This window comes from Pseudobacillus sp. FSL P4-0506, assembly GCF_038003025.1.
In the GTDB taxonomy this organism is placed as follows: Bacteria; Bacillota; Bacilli; order Bacillales; family Domibacillaceae; genus Pseudobacillus.
The window spans coordinates 282,665-296,423 of record NZ_JBBOOI010000001.1 but is presented as its reverse complement, the minus strand read 5'-3'; the positions used below and the strand labels follow the sequence as shown (position 1 = coordinate 296,423).

The following is a 13,759-nucleotide window of genomic DNA, read 5'->3' as shown; positions in this document are numbered from 1 at the left end:
TATGGAGGTTAATAGAATGGAGAAAAAATGGAGTCTCAGATTAATTCGGCTGGCTGCGATTTTTGGCTTATTAGGAGCGATACTCGGATCACATATGGCGGGCTCGGGCAGCTACCAGTTTCGTCCCATTCACGCGCATATTTTAGTTGTCGGCTGGTTGTCGGTTTTTGCGTGGGGCATTTTCTATCGTGTGTACACAATCAAGTCTTCAAAGCTAGTATCTGTTCATGGCTGGACGGCAGTGATCGGATCCATCGGTTTAACAGCCGGCATGTGGCTAAATGCTCTAAAGCCATTTAATGTTAATGACACATTCGCTTTAGTTTTCTATATCGTTGGCGGAACGATCCTGTTAGTCAGCTTTGGAATTTTTATTATCACTACGTTCATGATTGATACGAGAGAATGAAGGAGGCGGTCTATATGCAGACCGCCTCCTTATATTTCATCTATTTAGAAATTAGAAAGAAGAAGGATGTTTCAAATCACTTAACGGCTTTGGCTTACGAAAAAGATCGAAAGCTTCCGTAATAAAAATGCCGCCTAAAATAAATAAAATCCCCATGCCAGTGTTAAAAGTTAAGGATTCTCCCCATAGCCACCATGATAGTAAGAAAGCAAAGACAGATTCCAACGATAAAAGCAGGCTTACATGTGTAGGTGGAGAAAATTGCTGAGCTTTAATTTGCACGATATAAGCTAACAATGTTCCGATCAACAAGTCAAAGGTATACGCATACCACCCGTAAGAAGATAAAGGCGTTGGGAATGGCTCCAGCCAAACAGCAAATGGCAAACTAAATACTCCGACGATTAATAATTGAATAGCGATAAAGCTGAGTGAATCAACAGATTCGTTATTTTGATAAGCGCGGTCTACTAATATAACGTGAATAGCAAAAAAGAAGGCGCAAAGGAATACTAAAATATCCCCGGCATTGACCCCTGTCCAGCCTCCATCCCATGAAAGAATGACGAGTCCCAGGAACGTAAGCAGACTTCCTAACAATGCTCCTCTCTGGATGGCTACTTTTGACCAAAAAAAGTATAAGAAAGGAACGATGACCACCATTGTTCCGGTTAAGACTCCAGCCTTGCCGGGAGTAGTCAGCTCAATGCCTATTGTTTGCAAGGCAAATCCTGCCCATAAAGCGGTTCCGGCAAAAATACCGTATTTCCACATCTGCTTTGACATATTCTTAATATCTTTCCATTTAAATAATAAAAGAATAAGCGCAGCAAGGAAAAATCTTGTTCCAATAAAGTACAAAGGAGTAATTTCATTTAACAGATCTTTGGTCAAGACAAAGCTGTATCCCCAGCCAAGTGAGATTCCAACCAGGGAAAAGTCTGCAATGATGACTTTCTTTTTTAACGACAATCTATCCCTCCTAAGAGCAGCCCTATTCGGGGCTGTGCCATACTCTATGCAAGAATTGCACCAAAAACAAAAAAGCGGCACAGAGAAGCGTGCCAAGCAACGACAGATTGGGGATCGGATGAATGAAATGAATCTAGTAGAGACCGTCTGTATATAAGATTTTTCAAATGAAATATTCAAAAAAACATACTTTATTCCGTATAGAATAACGAGCCACCCATTCACTCGGTATTAACCGAGAACACTCTCTGGATTTAACCCTAAGGAGAATCAGGCCTACCGGTGTTACCAACCTATTCGGACGGACTGGCTGCGCTTGCCTCATGATCGTAGGCTCTTTAAGTCTCGCCTCTAACAGCCATCTCCTTTATCGGCCGGGCCCTTTCTCTTTTCTCTTTCCAAAGCAAGAAGCTAACACCAGCTAAAGTCAGAATCCCACCAGACAGTGAAAGGAGAGAAGGTACTTCCCCTAGACAAATCCATGAAATAATTAGAGCGGCTATCGGAGTTAAATAAAGAGAACTGGTTGCTTCCGAAGCCCCTGCTTTTGAGATCATATAGGCTACAGCGAAATATGGAACAATCGTCGGAAATAGGCCTAAATAAATAACAGCAAAGGTGGCAGAGGAAGAGGCTGCTACTATTTCTGCTGCAGCACCCGGTAGAAAAAATAACATAAAGAAAGTCCCGGATAAGATGGTGTAAATTGTAAACGGTATGAATCCATATTTGTTTAAGTAGTTTGTTTGAAAGACAAAATAACAACTTTCACCTATTGCTGCAATCAAAATCAGCAGAACACCTGCAGCCACAGCCGATAACGAGCCGCCGTTTCCAAGTGAAATGACAGCCACTCCTGAAAAAGCGATCAGCGAGCCGATCCATCCCATTTTAGAAAATCTTTCTTTAAGAAAAACAGCAGCTAATACAGCAGAAAAGATCGGTGTGATGGATATTAATAAGCTGGCAACACCGGCGCTCACTGTTTTTTCACCTACGCTTAACGCGGTATGATAAACAGTAAACCCTAAAAAACCTAGCAGTAAAATAGCTGGTACATCTTTCAGGTCAGGCAGTTTTATTCTCTTGGCAACAGCAAAAATAACTAATCCAATCGAGCCGATAAGAAGCCGCAGCAAAGCAAGGTGCTCCGGGCTATAGGATGCAAGAGCGATTTTAATACCCGGGAAAGCAGAGCCCCAGGCAATAACAGTCATACTGTAGGCTATGGCTATTCTCCAATTCATAACAATCCTCGTTTCTCTTATTTATTAAAATTTCTGGTGAATTTATAATAAGGTAACTGGTATTGGAAATCGCCAACCAATCGACTAGAAAAAAAACCAACAGAAGCAGGAATGCGGATAGAGAGGAGGCCTTTCGTTGAGTAAGATGCCCCGTTATCTTCAGATTGTCCATTCAATTCGTGAGAAAATAGACAAGGGGGAATGGGTGGTCGGAAGCAGAATTCCTCCCCAAAGAGCCATCGCTGAACAGTTCGCTGTAAATAGAAGCACAGTGATTACTGCCATTGAAATTTTGAAGGCGGAGGGCCTGCTCGAAGGCAGAGCAGGTAGTGGCGTATATGTGGTGAACAATCGCTGGTCGCTCTCAGCTGCTATCTCTCCCCCGGATTGGGAGAATTTGACCCAGTGGTCTTTACAGCCTTCAAGTAATCAAACGGTACAGTCAATCAATGAACTGGAAAATAGAAAGGATGTCATTCAGTTAAGTAAAGGCGAGCTCGGTCCCGACTTGTTTCCGCAAGCCGACATAGCTGCAGCCCTTACGAAGGTTTCAGGCGAGTTGCAGGAATTTGGTTACGGAAATGGATTAGGGGATGCAGGATTAAGAGGGGAAATCAGCAGGCATATGGAGGAATATGGACTATCTATTGCGCCGGAGAGTATATTGATCGTATCAGGTGCTTTGCAAGCTCTTACGCTCATTGCTATTGGCATATTAAAAAAAGGCTCTACCGTTTTTTTGGAGAACCCTTCGTATTTGCATTCAGTCAATTTATTCCGTACGGCAGAGATTTCCATCAGGCCGATTTCTGTTCATGAGAATGGTTTGAATATAGAGGAGCTTTTTCAACAAAACATCCCAAAAGGCTCATCTGCCCTTTATATTAATCCAACTTATCAGAATCCTACGGGTACTACGATGTCAAAGGAGCACAGACAGTTATTGATGGACAAGTGCCGGTATTTTCAGTTGCCGGTAATCGAAGATGACATATTTAGAGACCTATGGATTGATGAGCCTGCACCGGCACCTTTGAAGACGCTGGATAAGAGCGGGCAAGTTTTGTATGTAGGCAGCTTCTCGAAAACAGTTGCCCCCGGTCTTCGGATCGGCTGGCTTGCCGGGCCAGAAGACGTCGTTAAGCGTCTTAGTGATGTCAGAATGCAGACCGATTATGGTTCTAGTTATTTATCACAAGTACTGGTCAGAGAGTTGCTTCGTTCCAGACTGTATGAGAAGCATTTGAGAAAAGTAAGAATCTATTTAAAGGAAAGAAGAGCGCATCTGCTTAAGCTATTGCGTTTGCATTTAAGTGAGTATGCTACATGGCGTGCTGCCTCAGGGGGATTTTTTATATGGGTTACTTTAAATAAAAAGGTGAATATGCATACATTTTTTAAAGCGTGCTTAAATAGCGGCGTATTAATCAATCCTGGCTTTATATACAATGATAGCCATTCGACTATACGGTTATCTTATTCCTATGAGGAAGTTGAGCGCATGGAAGTAGCTATTATCAAGATTAAGAAAGTTTTAGAAGGACAGTAGTTATTTTTTCAAGTCTCTATGAGTAAGGCCTACCCAGGGGCGGGTTCTTAGTGAAAATATCTTTACTCACAGAGAGAAAATTTTCCCTTTATTTTCGAATGTTTGCGGTTATTTCTCCAAAATACTCTCCTTTTATGTCATTTGTAAATAGCGGAAAGATCACGTTATTACAGGATATAACTAATATAGCAAGACAGTATTTGCTTCGTAACAATTAGTTGGCATGGAAGTAGCAATTTGTTTAAAACAAATGGGAGATCGCTGATTTTAACTAACAAGATAACTGGCGCGCGCTATAAAAATGAACGCGGTTTCCCAGAGAGTGAAATTGGGAGAAAGGATGCAACAAGATGAACAAGACGATACAACATAGCCTGATATTGGGCTTTGCCTTATTTGCTCTTTACTTTGGAGCGGGCAACTTAATTTTCCCGCCGTCTATCGGCAATGTGTCAGGGACCAACTGGATTCCGGCATTGGCTGGCTTTACAGTTACAGGCATTATACTTCCTTTGCTCGCGGTTATTGCCATCTTGAATGCCGGTGGAAGGTTTGAAGAGTTGACAAGACCGATTAGCCCTTGGTTTTATAAGGTCTTTAATCTTTTGCTTATGGTCGGAATTGGTATGCTCGTTACAATCCCGCGAATGGCCGCTACTACACATGAATTGGGAGTTCAAACCTTATTTCCTCAAGTTCCTTCTGTTTTAACCATCGTCGTTTTTTTTGCCATTAGTTTTTATTTTGCGATGGACGAATCAAATGTTATTGATAAGATCGGGAAAATCTTAACGCCTCTTCTCGTTATCATTCTTTTAGCAGTCGTAGGCAAAGGGATATTCGATCCGATTGGAACCCCAGTTGCAACAGATTTAAAAGGACCTTTTTCAAATGCTTTTATTAGCGCTTACCAGACAGGTGATATTGTGACCGGCATTTTTTGTGCCCCCATATTTATTGCTGCTATTACGAGCTATGGGTATAAAGGAGTACAGGCGAGGAAATTAGCTCTTACTGGAACACTTATAGCCGGAGTGGGCCTGCTCATCGTGTATGGAGGCCTTCTCTATATTGGCGCATCAGGCAGTGGAGCCTTTCCTAAAGATATTGGAGATACAGCACTCGTATCGCAACTAGTCCATACATTGTTAGGAAGAGCGGGAACAGTTGCTTTATCGATTGCTATTGCTCTGGCGTGTCTCACTTCGACTATCGGCGTTATTGCCGTTATTGCTGAGTTCTTAATGAAGCTGACTAATGAGAAAATAGGCTATCGTTCTTGGTTGCTCGTTATTTGTATGACAGGCACTGTCATTGGCACAATGGGCGTTGGGAAAATCGTTAACTATGCGATGCCAATCTTCTTGGCGTTGTATCCAGTAGCCATTGTGTTGGTCTTCTTGGGAGTGTTCCGCAAATATATTCCCAATGCAGGAGCCTACAGAGGAGCCATTCTTTTAACATTCATTGTCAGTCTATTCGAAACATTAGGGTCTGTTTTAAACATTGGATTTTTAAGCAGTGTGGTTTCCATGCTTCCGCTCAGTGCAAACGGGTTTTCATGGCTTGCACCTGCCATCGTTGGGTTAATAGCCGGAGCGCTTATCGACAAGGCGAATGGCCAGAAGAAAAGCCAGGAATCTGTTTTGGATCATGCAGAAAACAAATAAGAGTTATACGGTTAAAAAAAGCAGGAGGGAAGCCCTCCTGCTTTTTAAGATTCCGTTGTTCTTTCGCTTGATGCCTTCATTCGCTCCTGCGGATGGGTATTCGTTGTGCCGTCCGCCCGTTTAGACGCATATCGCGCTTTAGCACGAGCTTTTTCACCCTCGCCAGTCATATTATCATCGGGAAAGTTCTTCGCTTTGTTTCTCATTGTTCTCCTCCAAGCGCAAAGTAAAAAGTGTAAGCTCTCACGCACTATTAGTATGAGTAGAAGATAAAAAAGTATAAGGGCTGTCCCGATAAAATTTGTGGGAAACGTAAAATAATATTTTCGCTTTTTACCGCTCTGCTTCGAGGTTAACCGTTCCTTCAGAGGTAAAACGAACATTGGTTGATATGGAATTTTTTTTGCCGGCTTCTACATGTATGATGCCTCCTGGCTGATGGACAATGAATGTGTGATCTTGATTGTCTTGAGCTAAATGAAAACCAAGAGCTAATGTGCCGGAGCCGCAGGCACGCTCGAAAAATTTGCTGCCAGTTTCTTTAACGTAGACAAAGGGACGGATTTCATATTCATTTTTCGTTAATTTTTTATAGGGAATAATTCCAATAGCTTTATCATCGACTTTTTCCAGAAGCTTCTGGAGAACGAGTTCAAACTCTTCTTCACATAGCCAGCGATCGGTCAAGAAGTGAGTAATTCCCTCCAGCCGTACAAGACTTCCGATAACAGGGTGGTCATGGGCATTAACAGCCAGTTCTTTAATCGAAAGAGGATTGGGCATTTCGGCTTTTGCTTCAAAAAAAGAAGGCGACTTAACGTTTACTTCACAGGCCAGCTGTGTGTCGGAGCCAGAAGACTCCAGAAGAAAGCGTGTTTCTGTGCTTAATCCTTTGTAGAGACAATAAGCGGCTGCAGATAAAATCGCGTTACCGCAAAACTCTCCGCCCGACATCTCTAAGCGGAGAACAGAATCATCTCTCTTCGGTGAAACGATAAAACCAACTTGTTCTGCATTCAGGTATTCATAGCCCATGATCGTATTGGCAATCGCAGCATAATGAGCCGGTGCTACGTAGTTTGTAATTAAAGCAGTTATATTTTGTGAAGGACTCGCTTTAATAAAATCAAGCTTCATAATGAAAACTCCTTTTTCGGTAGGCATTTAAGTAGATCCCCTTTTGTTCAGCTGTTGTTAAAGGTTATTTTTAACAACTCGTACTTCAAAGGGGTCAATGTGGGCATTTCTGTTTGGCCTATTATTCATGGCAATACGCTGCATAGGCGAGCAGCTTCATTTTCTCTCCTGCTTCATGATAGCTGAAATAGCTGCCTGGATCTTCTGTATAGCCAATTTCTTCTTTTTTTGTCGTGAATAGTCTGTTGTGCCGCAGGCCTTTTTCTAAGTAGTCCAAGTGAAGGGCGCGAGAGCTTGCTGCCGGATAAATCGTTTGAATCTTTTTTAGTGATTTAGCATGGGTACTATAGAAGACGTAGCTGCCTATCATGCGCGCCGTCTTCTTTAAATAAGGCCTTAAAATGGCGACCGGTGATTCTTCGTAAATTAAAGAAAATTGAGTAAACGATGTGCTATCAATAAAGAAATCAATCGATTGATGAACTAATGGCAAATGAAGATCACTGTTGACGATATACAAAACGGTTAAATTCGGATTGGCTTTTTCAATTTTTTTCTTTAATTCCACAATTGTCTTAAGGGAATGACAGGTGAAAATGTAATAAGCTTTATCGGAAAGGGATGATAGATATTTAGGTAAAAGCATAGAAACTTCGATATTTGTCTCCACAACGATTTTACCAGCTAAGTCATTTTTCATTAATTCCTTGATCATCCATAGCTTTCCTTTTTCAAGCAGGCTAACAAAGCCAGGGTTCCACTTCTTCACATCAATTTCATAGATCGAATATTTATTCGGTGAAGACTTCAGTTGATCAGTTAAGAGAATTCCTTCTTTGATGATTGCCTGGTAGCCGCATGGACAAGAGAGCACGCCTTTATATATATAATGTCCCTGTATGGAAGCATCTTTTAAGTTTAGTAACTGGTGACAATGCGGACAGCAAAATAAAGGAACAAAGAATAAAGGCATCCCCACTTTGGCAGGATTTGAAAAATCATCTTTGTTTGAATGAATCTTTGTTTCAATCAAATGAATCGCTTTTGAAATTTCATCTTTTTCGATCATCAGGTCAGCTTTTTTTTCAAGAAGCAGATTAGTAAAGTAGCTGGCATCCTCGTTATCATTACTGTTGGTGAGTCGCTTAAGGGACAATATTTTATGGATTTCTTTCAGGGAAAAACGGACCTGTTTTAGCTGATGGATGAAAGCCATATCTTCCAGACACATTTGGTTCATTTGATATTGTGTTTTTTCCTTGTCTGGGATTAAGAGTCCAAGGTCGATATAGTATCTTACTGTATCGATGGACACACCAAATTTCTTGGCGAAACTTCCAATTTTCACCCTGCCATTCCCCCATTTCGTTCTGTTTTATAAAAAGTAGAGTAGGCTCCATTTTTTCTGAAAATTCAATTAAAATGGTTATTGACATCCGGTTAACACCACTCAATAAACTGATTATACGGAAAAATTAAAAGAATTTGAACCGTTCAAAACAAGTAAGGGGGAATTTCCTATGACAGTGCAACAAGCCTCACTAAAAGAGGAAGTCATTTCATGGAGAAGGCATCTTCATGAGAACCCGGAGCTCTCTTTTCAAGAGATCCAAACTTCTGAGTATGTCTACAACCATCTCACAAGCTTTTCAGGATTGGAAGTAACGAAACCTACAAAAACAAGTGTACTGGCCGTGCTAAGAGGGGCCAAGACGTCTGTTGGGAATCAGCCTGTCATTGCTTTTCGTGCAGATATGGATGCGCTCCCCATTCTGGAAGAGGCAGATACTGCTTTCCCTTCAAAACATCCGGGAATTATGCATGCGTGTGGTCATGACGCTCACACAGCTATGCTGTTAGGTGCAGCGAAGGCGCTTTCTGAGATAAAGGATGAAATTAGCGGGGAAATTCGATTTATCTTTCAGCACGCAGAGGAAATGCCTCCAGGAGGAGCAGTGGAGCTTGTTGAAAAGGGAGTGGTGGATGGAGTCGATTATGCCTTTGCCCTTCACGTAACACCGTATGAACGGAACGGACGGGCACAATTTGCATGAGAGAAGGAGTGCTTTGCGCGGGTAACGCAGATTTTGTCATCAGAATCATCGGTTACGGCGGTCATGCTTCTACTCCAGAACTGACCATCGACCCAATCATGGTTGGAGCAGAGATAGCAGTGAATATTCAGCAGATCGTTTCTAGAAAACTGCCGGCTTTAAAATCACCGGTTATTTCTGTCACAAAATTCAATGGTGGAAGTGCCCTGAATGTTATTCCGGATACAGTAGAACTCGGCGGGACAATTCGTTCACTTGATGATGATATCCGCTTACAGGCCAAGGGTTATGTCAATCAAATTGTAAAAGGACTCACAGAGGCACACGGTGCCAGCTATGAAATCATTTGGCACGAGGGTTATAAAAGTGTAGTGAATGATAAAGAAGCAGTCAAGATTACGAGAGAAGTGGCAGAAGATGTGGTTGGCAAGGAAAATGTGATTCATGTAGAAGAGCCTTTATTTGGGGGAGAAGATTTCTCTGCATTCTCTCAAGAAATCCCCGCTTCTATGCAATTTATCGGTGTTCATGACCCGGACTTTGGCGAAGCATATCCACTGCATCATCCTAAATTTAAAGTGGACGAAGAAGCATTGCAGTTCGGCGTAAATTATTTCGTAGGAATCGCTAAAAAGTTATGTTGTAAATAAAAGTTATTGTATAGGTGATCAGAGAGACGCAGTCAATGAGAAGAAAAGACGACAAGGCCCTCAACATTCAACACTCTAATGATTGAAAGCGTTTTACTTAGAAGAGTTGAAAATCTAATAAACGAAAAAGGGGAAGTGATACGAATGTTGAAAGACCCGGTTATTGCTACTATGATTATTTTGTCATTAATCGTTGTCGGAGAAATTGTGTCAATTAAAACAAGGGCCCGGGTGCCTATGTTGGCCATTGCGTTATTCGGATATTTAGTGCTTATTTGGATCGGCGTGTTTCCGGAGGATCTCCTGGATCATTCGACACTTGCCACACTGGGAGCCTTAATGTTTGCACCACTCGTTGTCCATATGGGAACGCTGATTCCTATGAAGATGATTAAGCAGCAATATAAGTCTGTTATCATTGCACTGATTGGCATCATTCTTTCAACAGGAACGATCCTTTTAGTGATGACACCGCTCTTTGGTTATGAGACTGCCGCATCCGGCGTCGGTCCGATAAGTGGGGGTGTGGTCGCCTTTATCATTACATCAGATAAATTACACGAATTGGGCTTGGCTGCCTTAGTGACCGTGCCAGCTGTTATTCTTGGCTTGCAAACACTGGTCGGGCTACCATTGGCCTCGTTTTTTCTTCGCCGCTATGCCAAGAAGCTTTCAGCGAATTTTGATCAAGAAAAATATCTTGCCGCAACGAGCGAGGTCGTTCTTCCAAACGAGGAAGTGGGTCCAGAAGCAACAAAAGCAGAAAGAAAGCATTGGCTTTCTGATAGGTATGCGACAGCTCCAATTTTAATTTTTCAGTTGTTTATCGGCGGATCTTTAGCTGTTATGCTAGATAAAGTAACAGGCATCAACTATGCTCTTTGGTCATTGGTTATTGGTTTAATCGGCACGTATGTTGGTTTTTACCGTCAAAGCATGCTGGAAAAATCCAACTCCTTTGGGATTGTCATGCTTGCCATCGTATTTGCTATTATTCAGTCTATGAATGGGATCACTTTCCAAATGCTGCTGGATTATTTTCCAGCCGTTATGGCCATTCTTGCTATCGGAGCCGTCGGCATTATCCTTGGTGGGTTTGTCGGTTCAAAAATCGTCAAGTGGGATACAGACAAAGGGGTTCCTGTCGCCTTAACAGCGATGTTTGGCTTTCCAGGTGATTACTTAGTTTGTGAGGAAGTGAGCCGCAGTATCGCAAGGACAAAAGAGGAAGAAGAATATATTTTCAATGAAATTTTATCTCCTATGCTGGTGGGAGGGTTTACAACCGTTACGATTGCTTCCGTTTTTATTGCCGGTGTTGTAATGAGCACGCTTTAGAGAAGAAGCTTGTATAACGCTGATCTTTAGCGGTGAAACATCCAGTTTAGTCAGCATGCTTTCCAGCTATTAAAGATTGCTATATTTATGCTTTTTCTATAAGATTGTGTATCTTTTGTTTACACGATATTTTGATCGATGAAATAATGGGAGGTGAAAGCTATGAATAAGAAGGCTTTTTTGATGGCGGCTTTCACTATCATCATATGGGGTTCTTCATTTGCAGCTATTCGCGCAAGTTTGCATGGTGGTTACTCTGCAGGTCATTTGGTTCTTTTCCGCTTTATGATCGCTTCAGGGATTTTTATTTTATATGCTGTTTGGCCGGGAATAAAATTTCGATTGCCAAAAAAAGAGGACATGATGAGAATCTGTATTCTCAGCTGGGTTGGGATTAGTGTCTATCAGATCTGTGTGACATTTGGAGAAGAAACCGTTATAGCGAGCACAGCTAGTATGTTAATTGCTGCGGCACCCGTTTTTACGGCGGTTATAGCCGTTTTTGTATTGAAAGAGCAGCTAGGCTTATTTGGCTGGATTGGGCTATTTGTTGGGTTTATAGGCATCTTTCTAATTACATTAGGAACAGCAGGGTCTACATTTGGCATTTCCAAAGGAGCCTTTTTACTATTAATTGCGTCGATTGCAACATCTGTTTTTTTCGTTTTTCAAAAACCGCTGTTGTATCGCTATCAACCCATTGAGCTGACCGCTTATTTCACTTGGATAGGCACTTTACCTCTTTTCACTTTCTTTCCCGGTCTCTTCCAACAAATCGAGGGAGCGACAGTGGAAGCGACCATTTCGGCCATATATGTTGGTATTTTTCCAGCTGCTCTAGCCTATGTTACATGGGCTATTGCTTTGTCCATGGGTGAAGCGAGTGCTGTGACGAGTATGATGTATATTGAACCGGTGTTCGCTATTCTAGTTGCTTGGATCTGGCTTCATGAGCTGCCGAGTACTTTGTCTGTTGTTGGAGGCATTGTAGCTGTCTTAAGTGTTGTGGTAGTAAATGTATTCGGGAGAAAACAACGAGGAACTTTAAGGAAAAAAGCAGAGAGCAGTGCATAGATTGATCATTTGATTTCTGCTGTTTATAGAAGAGAAATGGAGACGGGATAGGAGATGGACATTCATTTAGTAGCAAAGGACGAACTAGAAGAACAGGGCATCCGATGGATGATTGAATCTCACCTGACTGGAGTCCGGCTCATAGTATGGGACACAACCAAAGACTTTGAGGTTGCTATTGAGAGGCAACATGTGACTCTTGCTATCTTGAACATGGACGGATGGACAGAAGAGAACATGCAGCTCGGAGAAATCTTAAAACAAAAAGGAATTCGTTGGCTAGGTATTTCTTCTGAAAGGATTTTCCAAACAGCTTATCGGGCCTTGCGTTATCGCGCAGAAGACGTATTATTCCGCCCTTTTTCTCCACTAGAATTGATTAAACTCATCCAGCAGTTGCGTTATGAATTACGAAATGGATCATCCGTTTCCGACTTTAGTCTGCAAGATGAATATGCCGGCTTAGTCGACTATCCTGATCTCTTTCTTACAGAGCGCCCGACTGGGGAATCGGTAACCATGGCGGCCTTTTTAGCCCCTCAGCCAATGATGCTTCCACTAGTGTATGAGCAGCTTCAGCGGCATTCCTTTAGTGGAAAGTATCGGATTTTTGCTTTATCAGATTTCGTTTTATGTGTGCAGTCAACGAAAGAAGCTACTGTTTGTAAAGAGGAGTATCAAGCATTTCTCGCTGAATGGAAGGAACGGATGACTGAACCGTTGGCCATTGTTATTCAAACAGCTTCTTCCAAAGAAACATTTAAAAGCGCTTATCAAAAAATACGTCAGCTGACCCGTCAGGTTTTTTTTCAAGGGTATGATATTATTTTGGCAGAAAGCGGACAAACCAACCCTCCAGAAATGGATCCGTTTTTAACACCGTTAGAACAGCGACAGTGGATTGAAATGCTTGAAAAAGGAGAGACAAAGGAAATCCGCAGCTGGATGGAAGCAGCATTCTTGACATTCCAGCCGCCTTATCCTGATCCGGAAATTGTCCGAATTCGTCTAACCAGCATTTTAGCGCAAGTAAGAAGGCATATGAAGTCACACGAACTTCAAAGCCCTTATCTGGAAGCCAACTATCATAAGGTGTTTCAAGACATTATTCACCAGCCTGTCATTTACAAAATTATTGAAGAATTACTGGTTTTTATTGAAGATTTACTTTTCCAAAATCATGGGCAGTTAAAAGAAGGGGCGCATTCTCTCGTAGAGAAGACGAGAGAATTGATTGAAGCGAATTACTGGGATGCCAGCTGGAACTTGGCAGCATGTGCGGAAACATTGCGCATGAATAAAAGCACACTTAGCCGTCGTTTTGCTGCTGAGTCGGGGCAAACTTTTCGTGACGCCCTGCATCGAGTGCGTCTACGAGAGGCAAAGCGGCTCTTAAAAGAGACGGATTTATCATTGGAGGAAATAGCCCGGTTAGCGGGGTATACCCACCAGTCGTATTTTAATGCGAAGTTTAAATTATATGAATCCGTTACGCCATCCGTCTATCGTTCGGGCTATTAAAGGGTCTTCATTCTATTCATTAATAAAAATTGCTCTATTCCTAGCGATTCAGTTGGTGCTGAATCGTTTTTGTTTTGCAAAAATGAAAGTTAAATAAAACAAAACATAAAAAAATTCATTAACATAAACTTTTTGTAA

General features: G+C 41.9%; 11 protein-coding genes and 1 pseudogene. 7 read left to right on the top strand and 5 right to left on the bottom strand.

Annotated elements, in window-relative coordinates:
* Nucleotides 1–16 precede the first annotated feature (16 nt).
* Entirely contained in the window at nt 17–409 is a 393-nt protein-coding gene (locus MKZ02_RS01420) for a hypothetical protein (protein ID WP_120035934.1), read from the top strand.
* 51 nt (nt 410–460) lie between these two features.
* Here the strand turns inward: MKZ02_RS01420 and MKZ02_RS01415 are convergent, their stop codons facing one another.
* On the bottom strand, nt 461–1,381 hold the full coding sequence (locus MKZ02_RS01415; RefSeq protein WP_340851499.1) for a DMT family transporter: 921 nt from the start codon (nt 1,379–1,381) through the stop codon (nt 461–463).
* Nucleotides 1,382–1,719: 338 nt separating this feature from the next.
* A complete protein-coding gene (locus MKZ02_RS01410) occupies nt 1,720–2,628 on the bottom strand; it encodes a DMT family transporter (RefSeq protein ID WP_340851498.1) in 909 nt (302 codons plus the stop codon).
* A 145-nt stretch (nt 2,629–2,773) separates the two neighbouring features.
* Here MKZ02_RS01410 and MKZ02_RS01405 point away from each other — a divergent pair, with 145 nt between their 5' ends.
* Nucleotides 2,774–4,177, top strand: a complete 1,404-nt coding sequence (locus tag MKZ02_RS01405; protein ID WP_340856294.1) for an aminotransferase-like domain-containing protein — start codon at nt 2,774–2,776, stop codon at nt 4,175–4,177.
* A gap of 350 nt (nt 4,178–4,527) precedes the next feature.
* Nucleotides 4,528–5,847 carry a branched-chain amino acid transport system II carrier protein gene (gene brnQ / locus MKZ02_RS01400; RefSeq protein WP_340851497.1) on the top strand — a complete coding sequence of 440 codons (1,320 nt, stop codon included), beginning with the start codon at nt 4,528–4,530 and terminating at the stop codon, nt 5,845–5,847.
* Between the two features lie 44 nt (nt 5,848–5,891).
* Here the strand turns inward: brnQ and sspK are convergent, their stop codons facing one another.
* The 3 genes from sspK to MKZ02_RS01385 form a co-directional block, all read right to left on the bottom strand.
* Nucleotides 5,892–6,053 (bottom strand): small, acid-soluble spore protein K, encoded by a 162-nt coding sequence (gene sspK, locus MKZ02_RS01395; protein ID WP_120035939.1) that lies wholly within the window; start codon nt 6,051–6,053, stop codon nt 5,892–5,894.
* 127 nt (nt 6,054–6,180) lie between these two features.
* Nucleotides 6,181–6,984 carry a hypothetical protein gene (locus MKZ02_RS01390; RefSeq protein WP_340851495.1) on the bottom strand — a complete coding sequence of 268 codons (804 nt, stop codon included), beginning with the start codon at nt 6,982–6,984 and terminating at the stop codon, nt 6,181–6,183.
* Between the two features lie 121 nt (nt 6,985–7,105).
* Nucleotides 7,106–8,332, bottom strand: a complete 1,227-nt coding sequence (locus tag MKZ02_RS01385; RefSeq protein WP_340851493.1) for a MerR family transcriptional regulator — start codon at nt 8,330–8,332, stop codon at nt 7,106–7,108.
* Between the two features lie 172 nt (nt 8,333–8,504).
* Here MKZ02_RS01385 and MKZ02_RS01380 point away from each other — a divergent pair.
* The 4 genes and pseudogenes from MKZ02_RS01380 to MKZ02_RS01365 all read left to right on the top strand — a co-directional run bounded on the left by MKZ02_RS01380 (nt 8,505) and on the right by MKZ02_RS01365 (nt 13,621).
* Nucleotides 8,505–9,688, top strand: a pseudogene (locus MKZ02_RS01380) (M20 metallopeptidase family protein).
* A 144-nt stretch (nt 9,689–9,832) separates the two neighbouring features.
* Nucleotides 9,833–11,026 (top strand): hypothetical protein, encoded by a 1,194-nt coding sequence (locus MKZ02_RS01375; RefSeq protein WP_340851492.1) that lies wholly within the window; start codon nt 9,833–9,835, stop codon nt 11,024–11,026.
* Between the two features lie 162 nt (nt 11,027–11,188).
* On the top strand, nt 11,189–12,100 hold the full coding sequence (locus MKZ02_RS01370; RefSeq protein ID WP_340851490.1) for a DMT family transporter: 912 nt from the start codon (nt 11,189–11,191) through the stop codon (nt 12,098–12,100).
* A 54-nt stretch (nt 12,101–12,154) separates the two neighbouring features.
* Complete coding sequence (locus MKZ02_RS01365) at nt 12,155–13,621, top strand: response regulator transcription factor (RefSeq protein WP_340851489.1); 1,467 nt, start codon at nt 12,155–12,157, stop codon at nt 13,619–13,621.
* Nucleotides 13,622–13,759: the final 138 nt, after the last annotated feature.